This is a genomic window from Streptomyces sp. NPDC048331 (assembly GCF_043201215.1).
GTDB lineage: Bacteria > Actinomycetota > Actinomycetes > Streptomycetales > Streptomycetaceae > Streptomyces.
The window spans coordinates 43,567-69,246 of sequence record NZ_JBICYT010000010.1; the positions used below are offsets into that span (position 1 = coordinate 43,567).

Here is a 25,680-nt window from a genome sequence, read left to right on the forward strand (position 1 = left end):
GCCCCCCCCCCCCCCCCCCCCGCCCGCCCCCCGCCCCGCCCCCCCCCCCCCCCCCCCCCCCCCCCCGCTTTCCCGTAGATCCGGGCCGCCGGCCCGGGTGGTGTCGCAGACCGTTCAGAACTCCGAGGAGGGCCTGGTGATGCCGAAGACGGCCCCCCAGGGGTCGCGCAGCACCGTCCGGCTCTCCGTCGACCGCCCCATCGGCCGCGCCCCCGCGGCGAGCGCGTCGGCCTCAGCCGTGACCAGGTCGTCCACACCGATGTAGGGGATCCACCCCGGTCGCGCGGCGGGGTCTTCGACGAGCCCGGCCCGGGCGGTGCCGTGCAGATCGAGGGTGACCGGGCCCTCGCCGTCCGCAGCGCCCGCCGGGTGTCGGCCGGTACGGAATCCGAACAGGCCCCCGTAGAAGCGCTCGGCGGCATCGGCCCGGGGCACCACGAGGTCGTGGCCGCACACGGCCCCGACCTCGTCCGCGAGGACGACGCCCTGGGCGTGATGCCCTTCCCAGAAGCCGACCGGCGCTCCTTGCGGATCGACCGCCAGGAACAGCCGTCCGTCCTCACCGGCCGGGACGGGTCCCATCACGACGGTGCCGCCCCCGTCCTCGACGTCCGCCCGTGTCCGGTCGGCGTCCTTGGTGGCCAGGTAGACGTTCCAGGCGGCCCCGCCCCAACGGCCGGGGGGTGCCGTCCCCAGGCCTCCGATCAGCTCCCCGTCGAGGGTGACCAACCGGTAGTCGCCGTCCTCGTCGACGAACTCCCAGCCGAAGAGGTCGCCGTAGAAGCGTTGGGCGCCCGTCAGATCAGGAGTGATGCAGTCGACCCAACAGGGGACGCCCGGCTGATAACTGGTACGTCTGGGCACAGCTCTCGCCTTTCCGAGGTCATGCGGTGATCGATGAGTCCGGCGGCTTCCTCGGCGCCGCCGGACTCCGGTAGCTCCAGCCGGAACGAAGGTGCGTCCGCGATCTCCGGGGCGGCCTCGGGCGGCCAGGTCTGCGTGGGAAAGTCCCACGACTCCAACCTGGCACCCTCGTTGCCGCTCCGGCACAGCCGGAAGAGTTGCGGCGGCCCGAGCCGCGCCCGGACGGGCACGATGTCGCCGAGGGCCTCCGGGCGGACCATCAGCACGTCGCCCGTGAGGGGCGAGGTACGTGATCTCCAGGTGCCCGGAGCGAGCCCGGCGGCGCGTACACCGACGGCCGTGGCGCCGCGGAATTCCAACGGAACGTGGTACGGCATGACGTTTCCGTCGGTGCGGTCGGTGATGAGCAGTTGGCCGGAAACCATTCGCCACGAGCGCTGGGCCAGCGCGAGGGCCACGCCCTCCCGGTCGGAGTGCGGGCTACCGATCAATGCGATGGTCGTCGACCCTTTGGCGAGCACCACCGCCTGGACCAACGAGAACCGTTCACGGAGTACGGAAAACGGCGGCACCGGCGGCGGAACATTGCTCCAGCCACGGAATGCCCGGCGCAGCAACGGTGGCCCATTGTCACGCCGGACCACCAGCTCCGCCCAGGCGTCACCGGATCCAGGATCACCCGGGTTCGGATATCCGAACTCGACCTGGAGTCGGTCTGCGGCTCGGGAGTCGGGCACGACGTGCGGACCGAAAAGGAATTCCAGATCGGATACGTCGCCGGTGGTGGTGGAGACGGAGATCTCGGCACCGAAGAACTCAAGACAGAGGGAATCCATGTCGGAGTTGACGGTTCCTTCCGGTTCAGCGGCGGACGGTGGCGGTCACGGTGACCGGCACCACGGCGAAGACACACGGCGGTCTCACAGCTCCGGCACCAATGCCCAGCCGCCCAGCTGCCGAGCAGCCTCCATCGCCCGTCGGCAGATCTCCGTAGCAGCCGACGAGGCGGCGCACGGACTCTCCGTCGTGTGGAAGAACACCAGCTCAACGCGGCCGGGAGAGCTTCGGACGGTGATGTGCTCGGGACGGTCGGCCGGAGCGGACGTCCCTGTGAGCCAAGCCGCGAGCAGCTCCGGGTCGAGTTCGGGTCGGGCGTCGGCGTCGACGGCGACCAAGGTCACTTCGGTCATCTGCACGCCGGTGACCTCAGTCCCAGTTGAGATTCGCGTGGTAGGCCGGAGCGAAATCCCAGTTGAGATTCGACGGGTGGACCCGCACCGCCGCTGCCGTTTCTCCGGCGGTCACCGCGTCCGCGGTGGCAGCCGGAGAAACGGCGGCGGTGATGCCGGCAGCGAGACAAATGCACGCCGCCGCGGCACGCCAAAAGGAAATGGAAGAAGACATGGTGGTACCCCGTTGGTTGTAGCGAAGTGTCAGCACGCGAGGCGCTGGAATCAGAGCCTGTGGTCTGCGTGGTCGGCGAACATCGGCCCCCGATGATCACAAGTCTGCGCGAGTCGCTTTGCGACGGGAAGGGGGTAAGCCTGGCAGCAAAAGCCGCGTGGCACCTCAGTGCCAAATCAAAATCCTTGAAGCTTGAATCAGCGAGATATTCGCCCCGCCGCACCCTCCGATTAATGTCCATTTTGTAGGCATTTGTTATATTTACATACTCACGTTGCCCGTAAAAGCACGATTTCTTGGCCTACGGTTTACTTGATCTTGGTTGCTGCATTGCGAAGGGTAGGAATGATGGCGCGGGCGGTGACTTCAGGCCAGTGCAAAGGGGGGGTAGGGCGAGCCATGCTCGAGGTGTTGGGGCTTGATATGCGTACGGAGGCGATCTACCGCCTCATGCTGACCAATCACCGCTGGGGCGTGGCCGAGCTCGCCGAGCAAGTCGGCCTCTCCGAGGTCGAGTTGCGCAAGGCTCTCGACCATCTGGCCGACTTGAAGCTGCTGACCCACTCGACCGTCCCCGGCGAAATGGTGCCCCTGGACCCGAAGGTCGGCCTGCAGACGCTCCTGCAACGGCAGCGCTTCGAACTGCAGCGCCAGCAGGAGGAGTTCGAGCGGTGCCAGGCCGCCATCACCTGCGTCCTCGACGAGTACGCCGACCTGTACGCAGGCCGCCAACAGCATGCCGAGCACCTGATCGGCGTCGAGGCCGTTCAGGAACGCATCAAGGACCTGGCCCGCGAGGCCACTTCCGAATGCCTGACCTTCAACCCCGGTGGCGCGCAGTCGGCGTTGAGCCTGGAAGCCAGCAAGCCGCTGGACCGCGACGTCATGTCACGCGGCGTCATGATGCGGACCGTCTACCTCGACAGCGTGCGCAACGACTCCGTGACGGCGGAGTACGCGCGGTGGCTGACCGAGTGCGGTGGTCAGGTACGAACCGTCCCGGCCCTGCCGCTGCGGATGCTGCTGATCGACCGTCGCGTGGCCCTGGTCCCGGTGGACCCCGGAAACTCCCGCAAGGGTGCGGTCCAGCTCAGCGGGATCGGCGCCGTCGCCGGACTGGTCGCGCTCTTCGAACAGGTATGGGCCGGCGCCGCCCCCCTGGGAGCCAGCCCCGAACGCGACGAGCAGGGCCTGAGCCGCCAGGAGCAGGAACTCCTGCGCCTCCTGGCCGAAGGACTCACCGACGCCGCCGCGAGCGTGAAGCTCGGCCTCTCCCTGCGCACGGTCCGCCGCATGATGGCCGACCTGATGGAGCGCCTCGACGCCCGCAGCCGCTTCGCCGCCGGCCTCCGCTCGGCCGAACGCGGCTGGCTCTGACGCCGACCCGAGGCCCAACCCGCGAGCGCCGAGGTGTCCAGGGCCCCGCCGGGCCCCGGGCACACGGACGGGCACGCCATGGGCACGCAGGGGCGGTGCGAAGATCATCGCGTTCCGCCCCCATCGCATGAGGGCATAAGAAAAACCCCAGGTCACGGCGAGTGAGTCCTGGGGCTTCTCTGGAGCCGCCTTCGGGATTCGAACCCGAGACCTACGCATTACGAGGCCCCACAAGATCATCTCGGGTGATGCCGAGCCGTGCCACCAAATCCTGTTTACCCAGGTCAGTGAGGTGCGGCCCGGCCCCCGTGTGCCACCCAATCCATCCCGTGCCACCCCGTCCGCTCACGCAGCGCTCACGCACGGGACTGAATGGAGAAGGGCGCTCCGCGCTGTCGGCACACTACCAGGCTGACCCAAAGATCGACGTCGACTGCGGCTTCACCAAAGCCCCGAGATCAGCTTCCGCTGGGACGTCGCCGCTACCCGAAGATTGGTGGCGCTTCGCAAGAGTGAGTGACACCCGATGTCGCTACACGTTGGTGCCGGCACGACGCCACGGGAGGTCGTCGTAGGCGGCGATACGTTCGAGGATGTGCTGCTCGACCTCCGTCACGAGCTTTGCCCGATCGTGTGGCTCACTACCGTAGGTGCGCTTTCTACCATCGTGAATCGTGTCCCATTTACTCTTGGCACTAGCCCGAGTCGCACTCCCCTGTTCATTGCTGCCGAAGCCGCTGAGGATCGCGTTCCACGCCGGCCGATAGCCGCGAATCAATCCCTTCTCACCAAGGTTGGCGTGCACATCAGGCATACGCAAGGCGCGGAAGAAGAACTCACTAAGAGGGAGTCCAGCATCGCTGACAGAGCGCCGATGCTGCGACATTCTCCCATGCAGCGGAGTTCGGGACTTCACACCTTTGCCCGTAGTGCTGTTATTCGAGACCGCTTGACCCACATATACCGGCATCTCATAGTTCTTGAGCGGTGCATAGAGTTCAATCGAAGCCCCGCGGTAATAGATCGCGTAAAGCCCAGAACCGCCGAATTTCTCCATCTCAAGCGTCATGGGCACGAGGGGCTGGTGCTCGAAGACCTCACAGATGATGTTAGTCAGCCGATCAGTCGACAGGGGATCGAAGTAGTTGGGCTCGTAGGGCGTCGTCACAGGCTCTCCCAGCTAGTCAGGTCATGCGTTGACCGTGGTCCGAAGATCATAGTGACGGGGCCTGACAGATCATCTACCGAGCCCGAGATCACTTGTCCAGGCGTGAACCACGCTCACCACAGATGAGGTTCACCCAGGACCGCCACCCGCAGGGCCGAGTTCTTCCGGCGCATCCAGCAAGGCTTGGGGCGTGCGGGGCCCGACCGGGCGCCTACTAGCTGGCGGATGAGCCCTGGATCCGCGCCTGGAGCTCCCTGCCGGCCACGTAACGGGGCACGGAGATTCGACAGGCTGAAGGCGGGCTCCGTCCGCGGACGCGTGCCCCAATCGCTACGCAACTGGATTTCGGGACGAAGGTGTGCCCAGTTGTGCGGGAACCCCGCGCTCCCTCTGCTTCGCGTGTGGGCTGCTTGATCGCGAGGTTGAGGGATATACCCTTCCAGCCTCACCCCAATTCGAGCCCCCGAGCGTGTCTACGTCTGCAGTTCGAAGGCGAATTCCACCACCACAGAACGGCATTCCGGCCACACCTTGACGCCCATAGCGGGCGCGTCAATTACCCCAGTCGATCAGTCGTCCGCTCCGGACTCATCGTCCTCGATGTCCCCTGCAGGCTCCGCTTCGGGCATTGCGTCGATCGACTGGCCGTCGCGGTAATAGCGCCAGGCACTCTTATAAGTCGTGGGGCTGTCGTCGTACATGATCACGTAGCCCATGAGCGCCGCGACCTGCCACTTGTCTGGTATCTCAACGGCGATCAGCCGGAAGACCTGGTCCGCTGTCATCTCCGCGGCGGGGACGTGGACGCGGCGGGTCTTGAACGCTGCGGACTTCCCGTACCGGAAGTTGTACGGGAGGCCGGCCTTGGCCTTGTCCAAGAGTTCCTGCAGCGTGATCTCGCCTGGCGTCAGGCCCTCGACCGGCCGGTCGAGGTCGATGGGGAACTCGACATCGAAATGGTTCTGCTTGAGGACAGTGCTGTCCCGCTGACGCCCGGGGTCCTTGTTGCCGAAGCCGTTGTTGTTCCAAGGGATGTTGCCCATCTCCTTGTGGTGGCTGATGAGCAACCGTTCCGGGGCCAGAGCGGAGAAGTCCTCCGCCACGTACAGACAGGAGAAGGCCACTTCGTCCAGCGAGATCCTTCGGCGCCCAGAGATCTTGCTCAGGTGGTTGCGCAGGCGGGCCGGCAACGACTTGTCGGCCTTCCCGACGTAAACGAACTCGTCGTTCAGGTAGAGCTGGTAGACCCCGGGCTTCTCCTTGAGCCGGGCGATGTTCTCCTCGTGGAGGGGAACCCTGCCCATCCCGTCGAGCGCGTCCGCCAGCTGGTCGCCGAGCGCCTTGGTGATGCTCAGGGTGAAGTCCTTGTGGTACCGCGTCCCATCGTCGGACCCCACTACCGGCGCCATTCGCCCACTCCCTTGGTCGACGTGATCTCAGAAACCCTATCGGCGGCCTGCGGACGCGGACGAATCTTCGTCTCAAAATGGCTTGAAGATCGCCAACTCCGCGGTATGCTTTTGGAATGGCTGAGCTGCAAGAAGGATCCAAGAAAGATCGCACGGGTGTCGAACTCTTCGCCGGCGCCGGCGGCCTAGCCATGGCCGTACACCGCGCGGGTTTCCGCCCCCTGCTCTTCAACGAGTTCGCCAAGCGGGCCTGCGAGACGCTTGAGGCCAACGGGGCCGACCGACTCCCGGAGGATCAGAAGCCCACCCAAGCCCCCGGACCCCACGAGAAGGTCCCCCTCGTGGCCGGCGATGTTCAGCAGCTTGATTTGAGCTACCTGGCCGGCAAGGTCGATGTACTCGCCGGTGGCCCTCCTTGCCAGCCGTTCAGTCTCGGCGGCGTCGCCAAGGGCGACGAGGACAAGCGGAACATGTTCCCACAGATGTTCAGGGCCATTCGCGAGATCCAGCCGAAGGCCGTTATCTGCGAGAACGTTCGAGGCTTGCTCAGGCCGTCCTTCAAGCCCTACTTCGACTACATCCAGCGCGAGTTGAAGCTCCCGTTCGAGGAACGCGTCGAAGGTACCGACTGGCAGCAGCACGACGAGTACCTGCTGGAGCGCCTGAAGGCGGAGCCGGACGACCTGACGAAGCGGTACGAGGTCGTCATGATGGAGGTGAACGCGGCGGACTACGGGGTGCCTCAAATCAGAAACCGCGTGATCCTTGTCGCGTTCCGCCGCGACTTGGCCGTCGACACGAAGCTCTTCGAAAAGCTCGTGCAGCCGACACACTCCGACAAGGCTCTCATCCGGTCCATGAAGAACGACAGCTACTGGGTTCGGCACTCAGCCGACCCGAAGCGCGCCGTTCCGGACCACGTGCGCGAGCGGGTCATGGCCCGCCTCCCGAAGGACATGCCCGAGGACGACGGACGTTTGCCCTGGTACACCCTCCGGGACGCGATCGCGGGCATCGGCGAGAACAAGCCCCTGCCTGAGGTCGAGGATCTCGATCGCACCGAGCACCTGCTTGGCGGATTCACGGAGCACATCGGCTGGCCCGGAGCCCGTATCTATGACGGTCACACGCCGAACGAGCTCGACCGCCCTGCGAAGACGGTCAAGGCCGGCGTGCATGGAGTACCGGGTGGCGAGTCGGTCATGCTGCTTGACGACTTGGTGGAAGACGAGACCGCTGAGGGCGGCGTCAGGTACGCACACCGGTATATGACAGTCCGAGAGACCGCTCGCGTCATGACTTTCCCCGACACCTGGGAGCTCATGGGCCCGCGCGGAGAGAAGATGCGGCAGCTGGGCAACGCCGTCCCGGTCGTCCTTGGTGAGGTCTTCGCCAAGGCTGTCGCCGCGGTCCTGGACGAGGCGGAGGAGCGTCAGAAGTGACCGAGCCCGCCAGCAGGGCACAGCGCGGCTGGAAACGTGACTCGCCGCCCGACCGAGCGTGGAAAGGGCGGCCCGGCAGAAGCCGGGACGCTCTCGCGGCTGAACAGGATCGCGCGGCTGGCGGTCGCCATCGGCGTTCGGTAGATCTCGGTAACGGCCGACTCGCCCGAGCCTCGGTGGAGCTGAAGGTACTTCCGGACACACGCCGCATCCGCGCCTATCTTCGCTGGTCCAACGCCGGAAAGTCCCCTGCCCGATACCTCGGGCAGGTGGATCACGACAGACGGGCCGCGAATCTCGTCGCGGGATGGAAGCTGGCTTGGGAGAAGGGCCTTCTCGCCGAAGAGCCTCCGGTGGAGGGCTCATGGGCGTCCTCTGCCGCTGTACGCGCCTCAATGCGGGGCAACCGGAACAAGGACACCAAGCCGGAACTTCGGCTGCGGTCGTTGCTGCATAAGCAGGGGCTCCGCTACCGCGTGGCATCGCGCCCCTTGCCCCAGCTACGGCGCACCGCCGACGTGCTCTTCTCCAAGCAGAAGGTCGCCGTCTTCGTCGACGGTTGCTACTGGCATGGATGCCCCGAGCATCTTCGGGAGTCAACCAAGAACGCCGGTTTCTGGCACAGCAAGATCGAAGGCAACCGTGCCCGCGACGCCGAGACTGATCGCCTGCTGCGTGAAGCGGGGTGGACCGTCATACGTGTTTGGGAGCACGAAGATCCTGAAGCCGCTTGTGCACGAATCTCGGAGGTCGTACGACGCTGATACTTACGGTGCTGTCGAAGCCGACACGCTCGTGGCCGTACGACCTGGTGATCGTCGACAAGCTGCCACCGGCCGTCCAGGGCATCGGCGGTGCTGATTAGTCAGGCACCGCTTCTGGCGACTCTCCGTGCTCCAAGTAAGCAGTCAGGCCGTTTGCCCGGGCGTTGATGCCGGCGGAGATGCGGCGCGCGAGGCGGGCGATTGTGAGGTCCGGCACCTGGTCGGCGTCGTGGAAGTCGTAGGCGCGGAGCTCGTCCGCCTGCAGTGCGATCTGACGGCGGTCGCCAGCGCGCAGTCGACCGCCGTCGAAGAGGTAGAGGACCTTGTCTCCTTCTCCGGGGTTCGGTGCCCAGTCGACGACGAGCAGGCGGCCGATGTGCGGCGCGATGCCGAGTTCCTCCTGGACCTCACGTACGCAGGCTTGCCGAGGCGACTCCCCCTCCTCGACGTAGCCCCCGGGGATGTCGCGGTAGTCCTTGTAGGACGGCTCGACGAGGAGGACTCGATCTTCTTCGTCGAAGAAGAGAGCGCCGGCTGCCATGCGGGGGCGGGCCATCTTCGCTTCGTGCTCGTTCTCGCTCACCGGTCGGACTCTAGCTACCAGCGACGAGGCCCACCCTACGGGCCAGGTCAGCCACGGCATGGGCAGGCCGAGCTGGTGCGTGGCCTCTGCCGGACCGTTCCGGGAGCCGAATGAGATCAGAGCTGAGGTTACGGAGGCGTGGTCAATCCGGGTGCACCGAGCTTCACGCTGAGGCAGTCGTTCGAGTCCACCGCCATCCCGGTCGGGGTGTAAGCGATGACACCGTGCTCGGGCCCGGCCAGTGCCCGCATCGCGGAGCAACGCTGACCGGCGTCGCCACTCGTGTACTCGATCACAACTGAGTCCCTGCGGTCGGCCGGGTCTTCTTCATCAGGATTGCCGGGCAGGATGTGGGCCGCCTTCACGTCCTGGACGCGCTTCACCCAAGGGGGGACTCCCGCACCGTAGCTGGGAGCCACGCGGGGGGTGGGTGTGCCATAGGCCTGTGGCGTCGCCGCAGTTGATGGTGAAAACGCCGAGGGGCTGCTCGGTGCTGAAGGTGCCGCCGACACCTGCGGAGTCGCCGAAGCGGCCTCGTCCGGGTCGTGGCCACCGGAGTCAAGAAGGAATGCCAAGGCGGTGACGGCTATGAGTCCGGCACCGGCGAACAGGCCGGCCCGCGAGAGTGGTGGCCGCGCAGCAGCAGGTGGCGTCAGGGAGGTCAGTCTGTCCGGAGGGACGGATAGCTCGCTTCCGGTGCTGAGCATGCGTATCTCGACGTTGCCGTCGGCCGCGTGACCGGTGACATTGGCGCGGTTCCCCAGGTACAGGACGATCGAGCCAACCGGGAAGCTCTGTGGCGCGGGAGTCAAAGCGGGACCCTTCGATTACAGGTGTTGGCTGGCTTCAGTTACTGAGGCCGAGGATCTCCAGGTGACCCGCGAAGCTCTCGGCCAGGCTGGCCAGTACGACCTTGCCCTTGGCCGCGGTCGCATGGGATGGGAAGCCGATCACACCGGCTTCGGTGTACGCACTCATGCCCTGGACCAGCAGGAAGGGACGGCTGCCGCCGTCATGGTCGGCATCGGCGAACCCGTCCCGCACCAGCTCGGGCGCCGCGTGAAGAAGGATGGACGTCTCGATCTCGCCGGCGTGCATGTCGGCGTGGCGGTCCGAGACGAGGTCGGCGTGGTCGCGGGCTCGGTCCCAGTCGGCTCCGAGGGGGAACAGGGAGACCGCGGGCCCGTCGACGTTGGCCTCCTGGACGACGTTGGACAGGACGTAGTTCCCGCCGTGGCCGTTGACGATCACCAGCTTGTGGATGCCGGAGCGGGCGAGGGACGCGCGGATGTCGTCGATCACGGCGTAGAGGGTCTTCGCGCTGATGCTGACCGTGCCGGCGAAGGCGGCGTGCTCGTGGCTGCACGACATGGTGATGGGCGGGAGCAGGTGGACCGGGTAGGCGTCACCGATCTCCTGGCTGATGATGCAGGCGATCGCCGTGTCGGTGATCAGCGGGAGGTACCGGCCGTGCTGCTCGAAAGAGCCGACCGGGAGCACGGCGACGTGGGGCTGCTGCTCCTGGACGTCCGTGCTGGTGGCGGTCGGCAGCAGGTTCACGGCACTCCCCGGGTCGGCTATCGCTCGACCATCATCATCCGCCATCGTCGTTCGGGCAGGTGTTTCGTCTATCTGCGCTGGGGACTGGTGCGGGCTCGGTGGCGGCCTCCGCGGGGGCGGGGAAGCTCATCCATCTCGCTTCGCGTATGGGTGCTGCTCCGGTGAGGTGTATCTCGGAGACGGATGGACTGCCATACCCGCTCGTGGAGTTCGGAGATGCACGGACTGCAGGCGAACATTGGGGCCTGCATGCCCGCGACGCTCGCCGGCCCTATCCATAAGACGCGTGTCCGGCGTTGGCCGCAGTACAGCCAGCAGACACCGTCGACCCACGTGTTCGAGTCATCGGCTTGGGCGGACGTGGGCAGACCTTCGTGGGCGTACGCCGCGATTCCGGGAATCACCAGGTGGTTGAGCATCAGGAGTCTCCAGTTCGGTTCGCGTCTCTACCGGTTGTGGGCAGGCAATCCAGATGGGGCCTTGCGGTGGTGGCTACTGGCGGATGTACGTGAGTCCGGGGGCACGGTCGAGGTCGAGGGTGAAGCGGTCGACCTCGCCTGTGCCACTGGGCACGGTGAGGGTGTAGCCGTTGCCTGCGTAGTTGCCCGAACCCGTGGGGGTGAGCCGGTCGTATGTCCCTCGGCGCCACAGGTGGAGGGTGTCGGAGCCGCGGGTGAGGCGAAGACTGCCGGGGGCCTGGTCGCAGGTGAAGGTGCCGAGCTCTGTGTGCTGGCCGAGGTCGTCGGGGGCGGGCTGATCTTGTACGGCAGTACCTGGGGTTCGCTCCCGGGCTGCTGCACAGACGAGGGCCTCCTTCGGGGCCAGCGTCGGTTGCTGGTGGAGGTCCCGGAGGAGGGCGGCGGTGACGCGGTCGGCCGCGAGCCCGGCGTTGTTGGACAGGGCGATGACGCGTAGCCCTGATGCTTCCACGTGGGCAGCGGCCGAGAAGCCTTGTTCGTGACCGTAGTGGAAGACGGCAGCGTCGCGGCCGGGGCGGGCGTCGGCGTAGAGCCCCGGGCCGTAGAGGTAGGGCTCGTGGTCGCTGGGATCGTAGCCAATAGCTTTCTGCCAGGGGAGTTGGTGGGGGTGCTGCCAGCGCTGGTGGAGGTGGGTGAGCCAGCGGTCGAGGTCGCCGACGGTGGTCCACAGGGTTCCGGGACCGGGCAGGGTGACCGGCACTTCTGTGTGTCGCCAGCCGTGGTGGGTGGCTTGGTAGGCGGATGCGGCTCCGGGGATGACCTGGCGCGGGTCCGCCTTGAAGTGGGTGGCGTGCATTCCGAGCGGGCCGAAAATGCGGTGCCGGGCGAGGTCGGGCAGCGTGGATCGGTGGATCGTTTCGAGGATCTCTGCCAGGAGGAGGTAGTTGGTGTTGCTGTAGAGGAAGCGGCCTTCGGGGACAGCGCGCTGGTCCTGGCGGTAGGCGAGGGTGCGCAGGTCGCCGGCCGTGTAGTGGTCGAGGTCCCGGAAGCCGGCAAGGGAGAGCAGGGACTCGGCATCGCGTATGCCTGACTGGTGGGTGACCAGGTCCGTGACCGTGACATCGCAGATCTTGAGGCGGGGCAGCAGGTCCGCGGCCCGCTGGTCCAGGTGCAGGAGATCGTCATGCGCAGCGAGCAGGATCAGGTGGGCTGTGATCTGCTTCGCGACTGAGCCGACGTTGAAGGTGGTGTCCGGTCCGATGGCCAGTCCGTGTTCGAGGCTGGCGAGACCGGTGTGGAGAAGGGTGGGCTCTTCGCCTGGCCGGTGGACCAGCAGGGACAGCCCAGGCTGCTCGTCGAGGGGCGCGTTCACAGGGCGAGGGCCTGGTGATGGGCGGCAGCGAGGCGGCGGCGCAGACCGTCGTCGCTGATCAGCTCCAGAGCGCGGGCATGATCGGGCGCGGTGCCGACAAGGAGGCTTCGCTGCTGGTCAAGGTAGGCGGTCAGGAACCGGTGCAGGTCTCCCGTGGCGCTGTTCAGCGCGAGGGCGGTGAACAGCATGGTGAGCGGGAACGCCCAGCAGGCGTGGAGGAAGCCGAACGCCGGCCGCATCGTCTGTTTCCACGGGGAGTGGAAGTGCCCGGCGTCGCTGATCTTGCATCCCGTTGCCGCGAGGGCGTCGTTCAGCCAGTTGTGCCCGGCCTCGTGGATGAGGTCGCGGGCCAGGACGACCGGGTCGTCGACGTGGTCCATGAAGACCGTGCCCGGCAGGCGGCTGATGGTCCAGCTGTCGAGGGTCTCGCCGAGGTTCTTCGTCCGCAGCAGGCACAGGACGACGGCGTGCGCGGCGAGCAGGTCACCGAAGCCCGCAGCTGCGGCGCTGGCGTAGGCGTCGGCCGCGAGCTTGCACAGGTGGGGCTGGGCGGGTTCGGTGCCGGGGCCCAAGACGTAGTAGGGGGTCTCTGAGATCGCGGATCGGGGCAGGTCGGCGAGTGTGGGCGCGACGACCACGCGGGCGCCGACCGCTGTGGGGACGGAGCCCGTGGTGGCACCTGCGTCGGGGTGGGCGACGTACCAGTCGAAGGTCGAGGCGTCGCCGGCGCGGGCGGCAGCTTCGGCTCCTTCGAGGGCGTGGTGGGCCAGGCAGTAGTTGGCCGCCGTGCTGGTGCTGGGCTGAGGCGCCTGGGCTCCGGGGCGGACGACCGTGTGAATTCGCTGTGTGCGCTCGTGGTGCAGGTGGTCGATCAGCGGGAGGTCGAAGAGGTCGGCGAGGGTGTGCATGAGGCGGCTCTCCTGTTCGGTGGTGGGCCCGGGGCCGGGCCGCAGGTGCTGGCGGCCCGGCCCCGGGGGTGTTCACCGGCGGCGCTCAGAGCGCCGAGTGGCTACGGGTGTTCAGGCGGTGGTGGTCTCCGACTCGGCCGCCGGCCAGCCCTCGGCCGAGACGCTGGAGGTGTGGGCGGTGGTACGGACGGTCTCGTCCTCGCCGCGCAGGTCCTCGACGTTGGCGAGGAAGTCGGCGATGCGGTCCTGGTTCATGAGGTGTTCCGCCTTTCGGTCTCGTTGGCTTCGGCTCGTTCCGCTTGCTGTGCTGTGGTGCCGGCTAAGGGGCGGAGATCTCGCCCTGGTCATGAGGGCTCCCTCACGTTGTCAGCGCTGGTGTAGGTCGGCCGCGGTGCGGAGCGCAATAAGCAGGTCGTTCATGGCGGGCCGGTCGGCCGCGCCGTCGGACAGCGCGGAGGTCACGACGCCGCGCAGGGGCTCCGGGATGAGGGGGCGCTTCGTGTGGCCGGCCAGGCGGGGGATGTCCGCGCACAGGTAGCGGTAGACGAGGACGGCGAAGCTGAACACGTCGGCTGCCGGGGTGGCCTCGCGGTAGCCGGTGAGGTACTCCGGCGGCCAATGGACCTCGGGACCGCGGTGTTCAGGGCCGCGCGGGCTGGACAGGCGGCGGGCGGCTCCGAGGTCAGTGATCAGGCCCCGGTCCTGGTCGATGAGGATGTTCTCCTGGTAGACGTCGCGGTGGACGATTCCACGCTGGTGCAGGTTGACCAGGCCGCTGGCCACGTCGGCGAGGATGCTGAGGCCCTTGCCGGTGTCCTTCGACGAGGTCATAAAGGCCCGGAAGTTCCCGCCGTCGCAGTGCGGCATGGTGTACCAGTCGAACCGAACCGAGCTGCCCTGTTCCAGCAGCGGGACGATGTGATCGGTTCCTCCGGCGGCGGCGGTCAGCTCCGCCTCGTGGCGAAAGTCTTCGCGGGTGAGAGCGCGTTCGGTCTCCGTCATCTGCGCGTACCAGTAGAAGCCGTACGCGGCGAGCCTCTCGCTTGGGTCAAGCTCGGCCAGGACGTGGTTGCTGCCGAACCCCGCCTTGACTACGACGTCCTCCTGGCCGAAGCGGCTTGCTCTGGCCAGGGTGCTGGCCCGCGTGAACGCGAGGAGGTCGCTGATGTGCCAGCCGTCCGTGCGGAGCTGATCGAGGACCCAGGCTGCGGGATGCATCGGGTGCAGGTTCATCGGCTCGCTCCCTTGTTCGTGGCCGTGGGGCTGCCGGCCGAGCGGAGGTCCTTCATGCAGGCGTTCACCAGAGCTTCGAGGTCGGCATGGGTCGTGCAGGGGTGCTTCAGTACGGGCAGGCCGGTGGCCTTCGCCCAGGCGTCGGCGGCCTCGTTGTAGAGGTCGGCCAGCCGGGCGGCGGCCTCGGGCTGTTCGGTGAAGCGACGCTCTGTCGCACGTCGAGTGATGCGGTCGTGGCAGATGTCGGGCTCGGTGGTCAGCAGAACGGTCAGCTGCGGACGGGCCTCGGTTTGCTCGGCGAGACGCTCGACGTACGTGTCGACGTGCTGCCGGTGGACCAGGGCGAGCAAGCAGGCGGTGGAGAGGGTGAGCCGGTCGGCGAGGACCGGGCCCTCGGTGAGGGCGACGGAGATGTTGAAGCGGGAGTGCAGGGCCAGGTCCTGGGCTGCGGCCTCCTTGGCCTCCTGCTCGTCGCCGCCGTGCCCGGCCCGCAGGCGGATCAGCGTGCGGGTGGCGGGGTGGGAGAGCCAGGAGAACTGGCCGATGTGGCTGAGGGGGATGCGTTCTGCGTGGGCGGTGGCCAGGAGCCGGTCGCGGAGGGTGCTCTTTCCGGCGCCGGCTATGCCTTCCAAGGCCAGGAGCACGCGCTCACCCGGCCGCGTTGGGTTCGGCGATGAGCCAGCTGATGAACTTGGCGACCCGGCCGGCGGTGACCGGGAGTGTTCCGTGCGCGAGCTGGGAGCCGTACAGCAGGGCTGTTCCGGGGGCCGGTGCGACGCTCCAGCGGGTGCGGGGCATCTGCTGGAACCAGGTCGCGGAGTTGTCGGCTCCGTCGTGGGCCAGCCACATGCCCTCCGCGTAGCCGTTCGAGGCGGAGTCGGTGGCCTTGCCGGTCCACAGCCGGTCGCTGGAGGCGGTCTCGACGTAGAAGTCGCCTCCAGCATCGGCCTGGGTGATCACGACGCTGATGCCGGCGATCTGGCGCGGCCAGGCGAGCGGGTCGGGGGCGATGCCGTCGAGGTGGCTGGTGATGTGCTGGCCCATGCCGTACTCGACGTACGTCCACGGGCGGCACAGAGTGATCGAGGGCATGACGCGGGAGAGCGCCGGGCGAGCGCGTTCGAAGGCGTCACCCAGGAGCTTCTCGGCGGCTTCGGGGATCGAGGGGATCTCGACGCGTCCGGTCGGCTCGTAGACGGCCATGGCCTCTTCGGGGCTGTGGCCGGGGATTTCGTGGATGGACGTACGGCGCTCGTCACCGAAGCGGCTGGTGCCGCCGCTGGTCAGGACGTCGTTCATGTGGTCGGCGAGCTGGGTCCGCTCGGCGTTGCTGAGGAAGTTCTCGATGCTTCCGACGCCGACGGTCTCGGCAATGTGGATCACTTCGTGGTTCCCCCTTGCTGGAGCACGCGGTGGATGTCGTTCAGGTCCGTGCAGTGGTTGAGCCAGCTGACAACCGGGCTGCGAGTGGCGGCCAGCGGGTCCTGCCACAGGGCGAGGAGCTCTCCGGTCAACGGCAAGTCGCTGCTGTCGGGCAATAGGCCGACGTCGGGTGCCTCGGCCTGGACCAGGCCGCCGCACAAGGCCCCGTGCTGCTGAGTGAAGACGAGCGCGAGACGACTGGCGGCCGTGGTGCGGCAGGCCCGCACGAGGGGGTCCGCGGGCAGCGGCAGGCCGTACGCGCGGTGCTCGGTGACCATCCATGCATGGGCGATGGCGGCGCCGGAGGCTGCGACGCGGCAGACCGCGCAGCACCAGTGGTCGAATTCCGGGCAGAGGAGGAGGTGCGCGCCGACGGTGGTTGCGATTTCGTCGAGGACCGGCCAAGCGGTACTGGCCAGCACGGCACCGACGTCTGGCTGTCCGAATCCCGCGGTGTCCTTGTGGTTGCAGCAAGGCTCGTCCGCTCGGGGCAGCTCGCTGAAGGTGAGGGCGGGTTCGATGAACAGGGTGTGGAAGTAGGCGATGCGGCCCAGAAGCTGGTGGATGGTAACCGCGTCGCCGGGCTTCATCGCAGCACCCCCTTGAGGGCTTGCGGCAACACCGGCAGCGGGCAGGCGCACGCAGATTCGGCCTTGGGGCGCTCGGCGTCGAGGGCTGCGGCCCACACCGCGGTGGCTTCGTTCAGGCGGGCGAAGTAGCCGTCCCACCCCTGACCTGAGCCGGGGTTCAGGCTCAGGTCGAGGACCGGGGTGGTGGTGCCCGTGTTCTCGCAGGTGAGCTCCGAGCGGCCGACGTTGACCTCGATGCCTGCGGGGAGGAGGGCGCTCGCGAAGGTGGCGGCCCGACATAGAGCCGCGGCGGTACGGGCGTACTCCCGGCGGTTGCGGGCGAGGATCCCGAGGCGCAGCCCCGTCGGGGCTAGGTCCGCGCCGGTGTACTGGTGACCCTGGCAGCTGTCGTACGTGACGAGGCCCCAGGCTCGGGTGACCGTGTCGACCAACGGCCAGACGCCGGGTTCGATGGCCGCCCGCCACATCGGGTGGGCAGGGGTCAAATCGTCGGCCTCGTGGATACCGGCGAGGCCCACGGTGTTGATGTTGCCGTGCTCGCTGGTGTGCAGCCTGACTTCGCTGGCGACGAGGTTGGGAGTGTCCCAGCTGGTCAGGAAGGCTTTCACGTCGCGCATGCTGTTCGGGGTGCGCGGGCGCCAGCGCAAGCTCTGGCACCAAGCGCCGATGGGATGCGCGGGCTGGGCCAGCAGCGCGGCGACGCCGTCGATCATCCGCATGCGGTAGTCGCAGTACGCGTCGTGATCGTTGTCTGGGTCCTGGCGCCAGCGGGTGGCGATGCACCCTCCGCCGCAGGTGGTGCGGTAGTCGCAGGTCGTGCACTTGTCCATCAGGGCCTTGCCCTGATCCAGGAGGAGGGAGTCCTGCTGGGCGCGGACCACCTCGTGCTCGTCGGCCGTGGACTCCAGCTGGGTGAGGCGGGCCTGGGGCCAGGGAAGTTCGTCGCAGCTCCCGAGGCGGCCATCGGGGTAGAGGGTGAAGACGTAATCGCACTTGAGGTCGGAGAAGTGGCAGAACCCTGTCGTCAGACCCCGTAATCGCCGGATCGTGGAGACGGCCGGTTCCAGCTTGACGCGGGCGAAGTGTCCGGCGGTGATCCAGTGAGCGGTGGCGGCAAGGAAGAACTGGGCGTACTCGTCGGGATGGATCGCCCAGGCCGGGCCATCGGCCGCGTTCACGGCAGCCTGCTGAAGCAGTCGGCTGGCCGACTTGCGCCTGCTCGGCAGGGCCGTGGAGCGGCGGATCGTGGAGTCGAAGCAGGGTACGAAGCTGATCGCGTTGACCGAACCGAAGCCGGCGATGTGGTCCAGCACATCTTCGGCGCGGTCCAGCACCGCTGGGGTCACCGCGGCGATCACACCGACGCTCCGGCCCCGCTCCGCGAGCAGGTTCAGGGAGGCAGCGACGCGCGGATACACGGGCTTGCCGTCGTAGCCGAGACGCCAGGCGTTGCCCTGGGCGTCACCGTCGAGGGAGATGCCGATACGGAGGTCCGGGCAAAGGGCGTCGAACATGTCGAGCCAGTCGGCGTCGAGCAGGACACCGTTGGTCTGCAGGCTGACGCGAACGACCTGCGGCATGCCGGCCAGCTCCGCCAGGATCTCGCCGATGTGCTCCCGCCCCGCTGTCAGGGGCTCGCCGCCGTGGAGTTCGACGGCGAGCTTGCGACCCTTGAAGATGTCGGCCAGGCGCCGGATCTGGTCGGCGCTGACCCTGGCACCCCCAGGTGCCTCCTTGCGCTTCTCGTAGCAGTAGAGGCAGTCGATGTCGCACGTCTCGCCGCGCGTCTTGACGATGATCGACACGGCGGTGCCGGTGTCATCGGCGTCCAGGCTCCGGTAGAGCCCGTCGATCGTGTGGCGCTGTTCTGTGCTGAGGTTCATCGGCTGCCCCCTCCTATGCTGCCGTGACCGGATGACTGGCTAGTCGGACAAACGCCCCAGCAGGGCGCCCTGGCCGGACTGGAGAATGTGCGCGGCCTCCAGCGGGATCCAGAAGCACTCGAAGTGAGTCGGCTCCTGCTCGCCGTCGTGGTCCTCCTGGCTCATCCACCGCTCCGGCGTCGGCTCGGTGAGCTCCAGGTGGAAGACGTGCCGGTGCTGGATCTCGAACCGGTACGGGCTGATGTCGTACTCGGCCTCACCCAGCTTGCGGACGATCTTGAAGTCCGACAGACCGGTCTCCTCTCGGGCCTCGCGCAGAGCGGCGGCCTCCGGGGTCTCACCGGGGCGGATGCTGCCTGCGGGGACCTGGATGCCGACCTCCTCGTAGGAGTAGTCAGTGTGGCGGAACACCAGCAGACGCCCGTCGCGCACGACGTAGACGAGGACCTTTTCCTTCGTGACCTTCTCGGGCATAGCGAAAACCTCCACTTGGTACAGGAGCTGATTCGTGGGCCCGGCCCAGTGGAGGACCGGGGACGACGTTTCCCGTGGTCGACCGTGATCGGCCGGAGTCCTGGGGAAGCCCACGAGTCTAGGCCCCCAACTGGCCGTCAAATCAGCGTTATTCAGTCGATCAGATGACCCGTGCAGGTCCTGTCGGCTGCCGCGACCAAGGTCCGCCGCTTGGCCCTCGTCCGGGTGTGCGACGTCGAGCCGGCTGTCGATGTGCGGACCTTCGTCGCCGCGCGATCAGCCACTTCGTCGGCGCGATCGGCGGGCAGTCTCTGATCGCGTCCGCTGCCCTGATCTGCCCTTTGACCACTCGGGCTGCTGGGCAGGTCGAACTCCGCCCAGCAGCGCTTGCCCGTCGCCGTCAGATCAGCACCGTGCCGGTCGGCGAGCACGGACACGAGATACAGACCGCGCCCAGACTCGGCGCTCCAGCTCAAGGCTTCCGGCTGCGGCAGCACCTTCGCCGCGTCGTGCACTTCGACCACGAGCACCGGCCCCTCCTGGCAGACGCTCACAGTGACCGGCCCCGACGCGGTGTGGCGCACGGCGTTGGCGATCAGTTCGCCAGCAGCCAGCTCGATGCCGTCCAGCGTCTCCTCGTCGAGCCGTATGCCCCAGCAACGAATGCCTGTGACGACGCGGTGTCGTGCCTGCTGGGCGTCGGCTGCCGAGTGGGCGACGGTGAACGCGAGCTGGTGGTGCGCTGCCATGAGCGGGCCTCCTGAGCTGCCTGGTTTGCGTAACCACGGCGGAGGATCGGCCTCGCTGGGCCGCTGTCTTGCCGGGGCGAAGACGAAGTGTTCCCGGCGGCTCCTGCCTGAACGAGGCCCTAAGCAACGCCGAACGCGGCCCTTTCGTGCCTAACGGATGTCTATTCGCCGTCCACCTGGAATTTCTGGACAACAGATCTGCGATCGACGGCTGTTGATGTCTAGCGTGGATGCCGGACAAGGACCCCGGCATGAGGGAGCGGCTGTGGAGCCATCAGGACCGACCCTCTTCCAGACCCTGATCAACCAGCGGGGCTGGCAGGACTACCAGGTCTTCAAGCGGCGGTACGAACAGGCGGCCAAGCAGTTAGCCGAGCTGGAGGGCCCGCCCTCGATCGCGACGGCGACGATCGAGAAGCGGCAGTTCTTCCGGTACGCGCACGGAGAGGTCCGAACCCCGCAGACCGTCGGCCGCCGCGTCCTCGAGTTCATGTTCCCGGGCATCCCGGCCGCCCGACTGCTCGGGCCCGCGGAGTCCAAGCCGGGTGTCTCACCGCACCACCCGGCGGCCGACGACCGCAATGCAGTGGATCCATCCGAGTACGGCCTTGAAGACGTGGTCATGGCGGCGGCGAACGAGTCGGCGCAGTTCGCGGCCAGGGCAGAGAGCAGCAACGTGGGACCGCACACGCTGGAGCAGCTGGAAGCTGACATCCGCCGCCTCGTCATGACGTACCCCAACCGGCCCGTCGGGCCCCTGTTTCGCGAGGTACGTGCCTTGCGTGACCGCGCCTTCGAACTCCTCGAAGGACGTCAGCCACCGCGGTACACCTCCGATCTCTACGTGGGCGCCGGCGTTCTGTGCGGCGTACTGGCGAATGCCAGCTTCGACCTCGGCCGCTATGACGCGGCCGAGACACAGGCCCGCACCGCCTTCCTGTTCGGCGAACTCGCGGGCCACAACGGACTGCGTTCCTGGGTGCGCGGGCTCCAGGCGCTTATCGCGTACTGGGATGGGCGTCCGGTAGACGCCGTACGCCTCGCCGACTCGGGAAGCGCGTTCACTCCGGAATCGGGCACGGCCCAGATCCGGCTGGAGAGCATCAAGGCGCGTGCCTTTGGCCAGCTCAACCGGGCCAGCGATGCCTTGGCGGCCCTCAGTGCCGCCGACCGCCTACGAGATCAGCTCGTCGAAGGCGATGAGCTGCCCGGCGGGATGATGGCCTTCCCCGTCGAGAAGCAGCTGTTCTACTCCAGCAGCACGCACCTGTGGCTGGCGGGCACGCAGCACCTCAGCGACGCCGAGGCTCGCGCCGACGAAGCGGTGGAACTGTTCCAGTCCGCGCCTCCGGAGCAGCAGCGACTCGGTGAGATGTCCCTGGCCCGTATGGACCTGGCGATGGCTCGGCTGGGCCGAGGGGACATCGACGGAGCGGCGACCCAGATCCACGCGGTCCTCGGGGTCAGCGCCCGGCGCCGCACAGAGAGTGTTGACCGCCGGATCGGTCACTTCAGCCGTCAGCTCGCGCTGCACCCCGGGGCCGGATCCCCTGCCGCAATCGGGCTTCGTGAGGTGATCATTGCTCATCAGGAACGCATGCCCGCTCAGCTCCCGCCAGGAGGCAGCCAGTGACGACCGTGACCCTCTTGCACCCCGGCGCCATGGGCGCGGCGGTCGCCGCCCAGGCCGTGGCTGCAGGCCACGAGGTGCTGTGGTTGCCGGAAGGCCGCAGCGAGGCGACCCACCGGCGCGCGAGGGAAGCTGGCGCCACCGCCTGTGACTCGCTCGGCGAGGCGCTGGAGCGCAGCGAGATCGTCCTGTCGATCTGTCCGCCGCAGGCTGCCGAAGACGTGGCGACCACGGTCGCCGGCCACGCCTTCGCCGGGGTGTACGTGGACGCCAATGCGATCAACCCCCAGCGCATGCAGCGCATCGCGAAGGAGATCAGGCCGGGCGCCACGGTCCTCGACGGAGCGATCTTTGGTCCCCCGCCCGGTGGTCAACGGGCTGCTCGTCTCTACCTGGCCGGCAAAACCCAGGCCGTGGACACGACGGAGCCCCTGTTCAAGGACACCGCGTTGCACGTCCGCCGCGCGAGCGGCAGCGTCGGCTCCGCCTCCGCACTGAAGATGGCGTTCGCCAGCTACCAGAAGGCCGCCCGGACCCTTGCCGGCGTGGCCCACGCGCTGGCCGACGCCCACGGCGTCGGCGACGAGCTCACGGCCGAGGCGCAGGTGATGGCGTCCAACATTCTCTCCGACCCCGGGTACCTGCCCAGCGTTGCCGCACGCGCCTGGCGCTGGGCTCCGGAGATGGAGGACATCGCTGAGACCCTCCGCGCGGCGGGTCTGCCAGCAGACATGGCCGAGGCCGCGGTGGCGGTGATGTCGCGCTGGGAAGGAGACAAAGACCGGTACGACCTGCAGCTCACCGACGTCTTGTCCCACCTACGGAGCCAGGGTGAGTGAGCAGCGACCAGTCCTCTCCCCGGACGAAGTCCAGCAGCAACCCGTCGCCGCTGCCGTGGTCGTCCACGAGGGGCGGGTGCTGCTGGTGCGACGCCGCGTGGCGGAGGGACAACTGTCCTGGCAGTTCCCGGCAGGCAAGGTCGGGCCCGGCGAGACCGGGGAAGCTGCCGCTGTACGGGAGACGAAGGAGGAGACAGGCCTGCATGTGACCGTGGTGACTCCGCTCGGTGAGCGCGTCCACCCCGTCACCGGCCGGCTGGTGTCATACGTGGCGTGCGCGGTGGAGGGAGGGACGGCCCAGGTCGCGGACGCTGACGAGATAGCCGAGGCCGCCTGGGTGACCCTCGTGGAGATCCCGCGGTACGTCCCGTACGGCTTCTTCGAGCCAGTGCAACAGCACCTCGACGCCGTGATCGGGTGAGCAGAGACGTGTCAGCCCCCGCTTGGTTCCGTCCGCAGGAGTTGGATCTCCTTCTCCAGCGCAGCCACGCGGCGTTCTAGCTCAGCCCGACTGCGTCTTGTCGGCGCAGGCGGCGCAGCCATAGATGGGGTGGGTGGTTCGCCGGCGAGTCCGAGGGGCTCGAAGGCCACGATCGTCGAGGGATTCTTCCCACACTCCGGGCAACAGATCTTGCGGCTGGGTTCGGCGTTCTCGCAGTGACGAGAGGTCTCAACGATGTGCCCGCAGTAGAGCCGAACCCGCCACCGCCTGATCATGTGTTCCGGTGTCTTGAACGACAGCATCAGCTTGCAGACCTGCTCCAGGTTCTTCCGCTGGCGCTCCGCCATTTCGGGACTCTCCCGGACCTCGGCAAGGTGTTCATCGACCTGTCGTCTGGCAAGGTCGCAGATCCCCTCCAGATCCTTCTGCCATCGGTGGTCGCGTCGCGTGAGCTGGTAGTCCTCCAGTGGGACGCCGTGCCTCTTGTATTCGACCTCGCGCATGGGCGGCACCGTAACCGCCGGGGATCGGAGAGCAGGGGAAGAGCATGTTCCCTTTCGCCTAATGACACGACTTAAGCGCGTTGGTCGGTCAACTACTGGGGTTCGGTCAAAGCCGATCGGGTGCTCCTTCTGATCGGCTGTACCTCCGCGAACCGCCGGTACGCACTGTGAAGCCGCTCCCGGCGGCTGCGACCGCGGCTATCGGCGGTGTCGGAGTTGCTGGCTCGCAGGAGGCGTAGGTGCTGCGGGCTGACGGCTACTGGCCGTGTGAGTGGGAGCCTGGGCTCCCACGGAGGTCGAGCGTCGACGGGCCGCGTCGGCACGGCGGTTGGGGGCGGGGTCACGGCTGGTGTGCTGGAGGCGGGTGATCAGGACGCGGGCGGGCTGGCGGGCCGTGGCCAGTTCGCGCTGGGCTGCGGCCTCCTTCAGGAGCTGGTGGGGTTGGTGGCCTCGGGCCTCCGCGTCGGCCAGGAGGGCGGCGAGGGCGGGCCAGCTGGGGTCAGTGAGGATGCGGTCGGCCTGCTCGGGGACGGCGGCGCGTACGTCGTGGGCAAGGGTGCGGCGGGTTTCCTGCTTCGGTTGACGCTGTTCGAGTACGACGAGCGTGGGTGTGAGGGCTTGCTCGGCGGCTGCCTGTAGGTGGTGGAGGGCTTGGCGGGCGGCGTCGGCCTGGTGGGCGTGGCCCTTGGCCTCGTGCCAGCGGTTGGCGATGATCCCGGCCCACAGGAGGGCTGCGATCAGGGCGGCGAGGGCGCTGCCGTCGGGTCCGGTGGCGGTGTGGACGATGTCGCGGGCCGCGTGGCGGATGGTGTGGGCAGCACGGTCTTCCGCGCGGATCTGGGAGCGCTGGGCGCGGGCGAACGCCTTCGATGCGGCCTGGAGTTCGGTGCGGAGGTGGGTGGGGGCTTGCTGGGCGGTGGCTTCGAGGAGTTCGCCGAGGGCGGTGATGTGCGCCTGGGCGTGGGTGTCGTCGGTGAGGTCGGTACGGAAGGTGTCGAGGGCTTCGGTGGCCTGGTGCCAGGGTGTGGCGGGCTGGTTGCGGCGGGCGGTGGGGTGTTCCTCGGGATGGCCGGCTTCGAGGCGGGCCTGGAGCTTGGGGAGGGTGAGGTCGGGGGCGATCTTCCCACCGGGGTGGAAGATCTGTTCGCCGTCCTTGTTGAGGTCTCCGGGGCAGCCTGCGGCATAGCCGAGGAGGTCCCCGGAGGGGCCGCGCCGGGCCTTGACCGCGATGCCGTCGGCTTCGAGGTAGGCGAGGAGTTCCTCGGCGGTGCGGGCGTGGGGGATAGCGGCGCGGATACGGTCCTGGAGCCATTCGCGGCTGGTCTGCTCCCACCCGAGCCGTTCGGCCTTGTGCATCTCCGCCTGGGTGGGAGCGCGGGTCCCGGTGCGGTCGCCCTTCTTCAGGCGGCGCAGGCCGTAGTCCTTCTCTATCTGGCGGCATGCGTCGCCTACGCGGAAGCCGCTTTCGTGGAGCTTGGGTCGGCGGCCGTCCTCTCGGACGGTGGTGGCGAGGATGTGGATGTGGTCGTCGGCGTGGCGTACGGCGATCCAGCGGCAGGCCAGGTCGTCGCCTTCGGGGGCGATGCCGGCCGCGGCGACGATGCGCTGGGCGATCTCGCCCCACTCGGCGTCGGAGAGGTGACGGTCCTCGGGGGCTGCGCGGACGGGGCAGTGCCAGACGTGGTCGGTGATCTTCTTGCCGAACTCGCTGTTGCGGAGGCGTACGGGTTCGTCGAGGTAGTGGGCGAGCTGGGTGAGGGTGGCGTCCTCGTCGCGGCCGGGGTCGGGCATGGCGAGCATGGCGAAGCCAGCCACGATGCGCGGGTCGGTGTGCTCGTCGTGGCGGCCGGGACCGTAGAGGTAGGCGAGCAGGCCGCGGGTGTTCGCGCCGGAGGGCTTGATGGCTGCGATCACTGTGGTCAGGCCTCCTGCGGGTGGGCGGGCTCGCGCAGGGCTTCGGCGATCACCGTGAGCAGGTCATGGAGTTCGTCGAGACGCTGGCGTATGTCGGGCGGGGTGAGATCGCTGTTCAGGGCGCGGGCGATCTGGTTGACGTTGACGCCGATGCGGTTGCACTGGCGCAGGACCTGGGCGCGGAAGACGTGCGTGCGGCGCCGGTCCTCGGACAGGGGCAGGTTGGCGGTGAACCGCCCGTTGATGAAGGCGAGGACGATGTCGGCGGCGAAGCCGGATTCGCCCTTGTAGTTGTGCTCGGCGGCGGCCTCGACCAGGCGGGCGCGCTCGGTGTCGGTGAAGCGCAGCGGGCCGACTCGGTCGGTGCGCTTGTTGCCGGTGAAGCGGCGGATCGTGGGCTGGACGCTCTGCACCGTCGGCTCGCCAGCGGCGGGCTGGTGACTGCGCTCGTTACGGAGAATCTCACGCTGGATGGCGTGGAGCGTGTCCTGGTCGGGGCCGCCCTCGGTCCCGACCTCACGGTCCGGCATCCCCTGGCGCTGGGCCGTCTCCGCCACCCCCGGGGCGGAGATCCCCGAAGACCGGCCTTGAGTCGGACTCGGGGTACTACTGGCTCCGCCAGGGGCCGTCATCCCGAACGCGCGTCGCCAACGGTCGGTCAGCCTAGGCGACTTCGAGGCCAGCGAGGGCGTGGAGTCGAGGTCGTTCGGGTCGAGCGTCACAGGGTGCTT

28 protein-coding genes are annotated in these 25,680 nt (G+C 67.9%); 6 read left to right on the forward strand and 22 right to left on the reverse strand.

From position 1 onward, the window contains the following. Window positions 1-114 precede the first annotated feature (114 nt). The 4 genes from ACGFYY_RS16620 to ACGFYY_RS16635 form a co-directional block, all read right to left on the reverse strand. A complete protein-coding gene (locus ACGFYY_RS16620; protein WP_393710025.1) occupies window positions 115-864 on the reverse strand; it encodes a VOC family protein in 750 nt (249 codons plus the stop codon). Next, on the reverse strand, window positions 798-1,700 hold the full coding sequence (locus ACGFYY_RS16625) for a hypothetical protein (RefSeq protein WP_393710027.1): 903 nt from the start codon (window positions 1,698-1,700) through the stop codon (window positions 798-800). Before ACGFYY_RS16625 ends, ACGFYY_RS16620 begins: the two co-directional genes overlap by 67 nt. Window positions 1,701-1,784: 84 nt before the next feature. Next, on the reverse strand, window positions 1,785-2,060 hold the full coding sequence (locus ACGFYY_RS16630) for a hypothetical protein (protein ID WP_393710029.1): 276 nt from the start codon (window positions 2,058-2,060) through the stop codon (window positions 1,785-1,787). 10 nt (window positions 2,061-2,070) lie between these two features. Then, a complete protein-coding gene (locus ACGFYY_RS16635) occupies window positions 2,071-2,268 on the reverse strand; it encodes a hypothetical protein (protein ID WP_393710031.1) in 198 nt (65 codons plus the stop codon). 423 nt (window positions 2,269-2,691) lie between these two features. Between ACGFYY_RS16635 and ACGFYY_RS16640 the strand changes: the two genes are divergently transcribed. Beyond that, a complete protein-coding gene (locus ACGFYY_RS16640; RefSeq protein ID WP_393710033.1) occupies window positions 2,692-3,645 on the forward strand; it encodes a LuxR C-terminal-related transcriptional regulator in 954 nt (317 codons plus the stop codon). A gap of 532 nt (window positions 3,646-4,177) precedes the next feature. On the opposite strand, the gene ACGFYY_RS16645 is transcribed toward ACGFYY_RS16640, so the two are convergent. Next, window positions 4,178-4,813, reverse strand: a complete 636-nt coding sequence (locus tag ACGFYY_RS16645; RefSeq protein ID WP_393710034.1) for an Eco29kI family restriction endonuclease — start codon at window positions 4,811-4,813, stop codon at window positions 4,178-4,180. A 569-nt stretch (window positions 4,814-5,382) separates the two neighbouring features. After that, on the reverse strand, window positions 5,383-6,222 hold the full coding sequence (locus tag ACGFYY_RS16650; RefSeq protein WP_393710036.1) for a GIY-YIG nuclease family protein: 840 nt from the start codon (window positions 6,220-6,222) through the stop codon (window positions 5,383-5,385). A gap of 116 nt (window positions 6,223-6,338) precedes the next feature. Between ACGFYY_RS16650 and ACGFYY_RS16655 the strand changes: the two genes are divergently transcribed. Both ACGFYY_RS16655 and ACGFYY_RS16660 read left to right on the forward strand, forming a co-directional pair. Next, a complete protein-coding gene (locus ACGFYY_RS16655) occupies window positions 6,339-7,664 on the forward strand; it encodes a DNA cytosine methyltransferase (RefSeq protein ID WP_393710038.1) in 1,326 nt (441 codons plus the stop codon). Then, complete coding sequence (locus ACGFYY_RS16660) at window positions 7,661-8,428, forward strand: very short patch repair endonuclease (RefSeq protein ID WP_393710040.1); 768 nt, start codon at window positions 7,661-7,663, stop codon at window positions 8,426-8,428. The genes ACGFYY_RS16655 and ACGFYY_RS16660 overlap by 4 nt, the downstream gene beginning before the upstream one ends. 97 nt (window positions 8,429-8,525) lie before the next feature. Here ACGFYY_RS16660 and ACGFYY_RS16665 read toward each other — a convergent pair whose 3' ends face one another. From ACGFYY_RS16665 to ACGFYY_RS16725, 13 genes are all read right to left on the reverse strand, one after another. Next, a complete protein-coding gene (locus ACGFYY_RS16665; protein ID WP_393710042.1) occupies window positions 8,526-9,011 on the reverse strand; it encodes an NUDIX domain-containing protein in 486 nt (161 codons plus the stop codon). 128 nt (window positions 9,012-9,139) lie between these two features. Next, window positions 9,140-9,394 carry a hypothetical protein gene (locus ACGFYY_RS16670; RefSeq protein WP_393710044.1) on the reverse strand — a complete coding sequence of 85 codons (255 nt, stop codon included), beginning with the start codon at window positions 9,392-9,394 and terminating at the stop codon, window positions 9,140-9,142. A 463-nt stretch (window positions 9,395-9,857) separates the two neighbouring features. Next, window positions 9,858-10,616, reverse strand: coding sequence for a creatininase family protein (locus ACGFYY_RS16675; RefSeq protein ID WP_393710046.1), 759 nt, complete (start codon window positions 10,614-10,616; stop codon window positions 9,858-9,860). Window positions 10,617-11,063: 447 nt separating this feature from the next. Further along, entirely contained in the window at window positions 11,064-12,362 is a 1,299-nt protein-coding gene (locus tag ACGFYY_RS16680; protein WP_393710048.1) for a serine hydrolase domain-containing protein, read from the reverse strand. After that, window positions 12,359-13,270: an aKG-HExxH-type peptide beta-hydroxylase gene (locus ACGFYY_RS16685; protein WP_393710050.1), complete on the reverse strand. Its 912-nt coding sequence runs from the start codon at window positions 13,268-13,270 to the stop codon at window positions 12,359-12,361. The genes ACGFYY_RS16680 and ACGFYY_RS16685 overlap by 4 nt, the downstream gene beginning before the upstream one ends. Window positions 13,271-13,381: 111 nt before the next feature. Next, a complete protein-coding gene (locus tag ACGFYY_RS16690; RefSeq protein ID WP_393710052.1) occupies window positions 13,382-13,525 on the reverse strand; it encodes a hypothetical protein in 144 nt (47 codons plus the stop codon). 111 nt (window positions 13,526-13,636) lie between these two features. After that, entirely contained in the window at window positions 13,637-14,503 is an 867-nt protein-coding gene (locus ACGFYY_RS16695; protein ID WP_393710054.1) for a protein kinase, read from the reverse strand. Further along, window positions 14,500-15,147, reverse strand: coding sequence for a hypothetical protein (locus ACGFYY_RS16700; protein ID WP_393710056.1), 648 nt, complete (start codon window positions 15,145-15,147; stop codon window positions 14,500-14,502). Before ACGFYY_RS16700 ends, ACGFYY_RS16695 begins: the two co-directional genes overlap by 4 nt. 4 nt (window positions 15,148-15,151) lie before the next feature. Beyond that, window positions 15,152-15,886: a hypothetical protein gene (locus ACGFYY_RS16705; RefSeq protein WP_393710058.1), complete on the reverse strand. Its 735-nt coding sequence runs from the start codon at window positions 15,884-15,886 to the stop codon at window positions 15,152-15,154. After that, window positions 15,883-16,515 (reverse strand): hypothetical protein, encoded by a 633-nt coding sequence (locus tag ACGFYY_RS16710; protein ID WP_393710060.1) that lies wholly within the window; start codon window positions 16,513-16,515, stop codon window positions 15,883-15,885. Before ACGFYY_RS16710 ends, ACGFYY_RS16705 begins: the two co-directional genes overlap by 4 nt. Then, on the reverse strand, window positions 16,512-18,398 hold the full coding sequence (locus ACGFYY_RS16715) for a radical SAM protein (RefSeq protein WP_393710062.1): 1,887 nt from the start codon (window positions 18,396-18,398) through the stop codon (window positions 16,512-16,514). Before ACGFYY_RS16715 ends, ACGFYY_RS16710 begins: the two co-directional genes overlap by 4 nt. Before the next feature lie 39 nt (window positions 18,399-18,437). After that, on the reverse strand, window positions 18,438-18,872 hold the full coding sequence (locus ACGFYY_RS16720; RefSeq protein WP_030845654.1) for an NUDIX domain-containing protein: 435 nt from the start codon (window positions 18,870-18,872) through the stop codon (window positions 18,438-18,440). A gap of 152 nt (window positions 18,873-19,024) precedes the next feature. Further along, window positions 19,025-19,621: an ATP-binding protein gene (locus ACGFYY_RS16725; RefSeq protein WP_393710065.1), complete on the reverse strand. Its 597-nt coding sequence runs from the start codon at window positions 19,619-19,621 to the stop codon at window positions 19,025-19,027. 265 nt (window positions 19,622-19,886) lie between these two features. Between ACGFYY_RS16725 and ACGFYY_RS16730 the strand changes: the two genes are divergently transcribed. The 3 genes from ACGFYY_RS16730 to ACGFYY_RS16740 are packed head-to-tail and all read left to right on the forward strand — an operon-like array spanning window position 19,887 to window position 22,511. Beyond that, window positions 19,887-21,254: a hypothetical protein gene (locus tag ACGFYY_RS16730; RefSeq protein ID WP_392577567.1), complete on the forward strand. Its 1,368-nt coding sequence runs from the start codon at window positions 19,887-19,889 to the stop codon at window positions 21,252-21,254. Continuing rightward, window positions 21,251-22,090 (forward strand): DUF1932 domain-containing protein, encoded by an 840-nt coding sequence (locus tag ACGFYY_RS16735; protein ID WP_393710067.1) that lies wholly within the window; start codon window positions 21,251-21,253, stop codon window positions 22,088-22,090. The genes ACGFYY_RS16730 and ACGFYY_RS16735 overlap by 4 nt, the downstream gene beginning before the upstream one ends. Further along, on the forward strand, window positions 22,083-22,511 hold the full coding sequence (locus ACGFYY_RS16740; RefSeq protein ID WP_393710069.1) for an NUDIX hydrolase: 429 nt from the start codon (window positions 22,083-22,085) through the stop codon (window positions 22,509-22,511). The genes ACGFYY_RS16735 and ACGFYY_RS16740 overlap by 8 nt, the downstream gene beginning before the upstream one ends. Window positions 22,512-22,522: 11 nt before the next feature. On the opposite strand, the gene ACGFYY_RS16745 is transcribed toward ACGFYY_RS16740, so the two are convergent. The 3 genes from ACGFYY_RS16745 to mobC all read right to left on the reverse strand — a co-directional run bounded on the left by ACGFYY_RS16745 (window position 22,523) and on the right by mobC (window position 25,506). Next, window positions 22,523-23,035, reverse strand: coding sequence for a hypothetical protein (locus tag ACGFYY_RS16745; RefSeq protein ID WP_393710071.1), 513 nt, complete (start codon window positions 23,033-23,035; stop codon window positions 22,523-22,525). A gap of 198 nt (window positions 23,036-23,233) precedes the next feature. Then, entirely contained in the window at window positions 23,234-24,949 is a 1,716-nt protein-coding gene (locus ACGFYY_RS16750; RefSeq protein ID WP_393710073.1) for a relaxase/mobilization nuclease domain-containing protein, read from the reverse strand. Window positions 24,950-24,954: 5 nt separating this feature from the next. Then, the gene (gene mobC, locus ACGFYY_RS16755; RefSeq protein WP_393710075.1) at window positions 24,955-25,506 is read right to left on the reverse strand and encodes a plasmid mobilization relaxosome protein MobC; all 552 of its coding nucleotides are present in this window, start codon (window positions 25,504-25,506) and stop codon (window positions 24,955-24,957) included. Between the last annotated feature and the right edge of the window lie 174 nt (window positions 25,507-25,680).

What these genes read in the sequence shown, in the direction of transcription:
- ACGFYY_RS16745 (WP_393710071.1), bottom strand. Translation starts at nt 23,035, where the DNA reads ATGCGCGAGGTCGAATACAAGAGGCACGGCGTCCCACTGGAGGACTAC.
- ACGFYY_RS16650 (WP_393710036.1), bottom strand. Translation starts at nt 6,222, where the DNA reads ATGGCGCCGGTAGTGGGGTCCGACGATGGGACGCGGTACCACAAGGAC.
- ACGFYY_RS16675 (WP_393710046.1), bottom strand. Translation starts at nt 10,616, where the DNA reads ATGGCGGATGATGATGGTCGAGCGATAGCCGACCCGGGGAGTGCCGTG.
- ACGFYY_RS16635 (WP_393710031.1), bottom strand. Translation starts at nt 2,268, where the DNA reads ATGTCTTCTTCCATTTCCTTTTGGCGTGCCGCGGCGGCGTGCATTTGT.
- ACGFYY_RS16720 (WP_030845654.1), bottom strand. Translation starts at nt 18,872, where the DNA reads ATGCCCGAGAAGGTCACGAAGGAAAAGGTCCTCGTCTACGTCGTGCGC.
- ACGFYY_RS16685 (WP_393710050.1), bottom strand. Translation starts at nt 13,270, where the DNA reads ATGCACACCCTCGCCGACCTCTTCGACCTCCCGCTGATCGACCACCTG.
- ACGFYY_RS16695 (WP_393710054.1), bottom strand. Translation starts at nt 14,503, where the DNA reads ATGAACCTGCACCCGATGCATCCCGCAGCCTGGGTCCTCGATCAGCTC.
- ACGFYY_RS16725 (WP_393710065.1), bottom strand. Translation starts at nt 19,621, where the DNA reads ATGGCAGCGCACCACCAGCTCGCGTTCACCGTCGCCCACTCGGCAGCC.
- ACGFYY_RS16715 (WP_393710062.1), bottom strand. Translation starts at nt 18,398, where the DNA reads ATGAACCTCAGCACAGAACAGCGCCACACGATCGACGGGCTCTACCGG.
- ACGFYY_RS16690 (WP_393710052.1), bottom strand. Translation starts at nt 13,525, where the DNA reads ATGAACCAGGACCGCATCGCCGACTTCCTCGCCAACGTCGAGGACCTG.
- ACGFYY_RS16625 (WP_393710027.1), bottom strand. Translation starts at nt 1,700, where the DNA reads ATGGATTCCCTCTGTCTTGAGTTCTTCGGTGCCGAGATCTCCGTCTCC.
- ACGFYY_RS16655 (WP_393710038.1), top strand. Translation starts at nt 6,339, where the DNA reads ATGGCTGAGCTGCAAGAAGGATCCAAGAAAGATCGCACGGGTGTCGAA.
- ACGFYY_RS16710 (WP_393710060.1), bottom strand. Translation starts at nt 16,515, where the DNA reads ATGAAGCCCGGCGACGCGGTTACCATCCACCAGCTTCTGGGCCGCATC.
- ACGFYY_RS16640 (WP_393710033.1), top strand. Translation starts at nt 2,692, where the DNA reads ATGCGTACGGAGGCGATCTACCGCCTCATGCTGACCAATCACCGCTGG.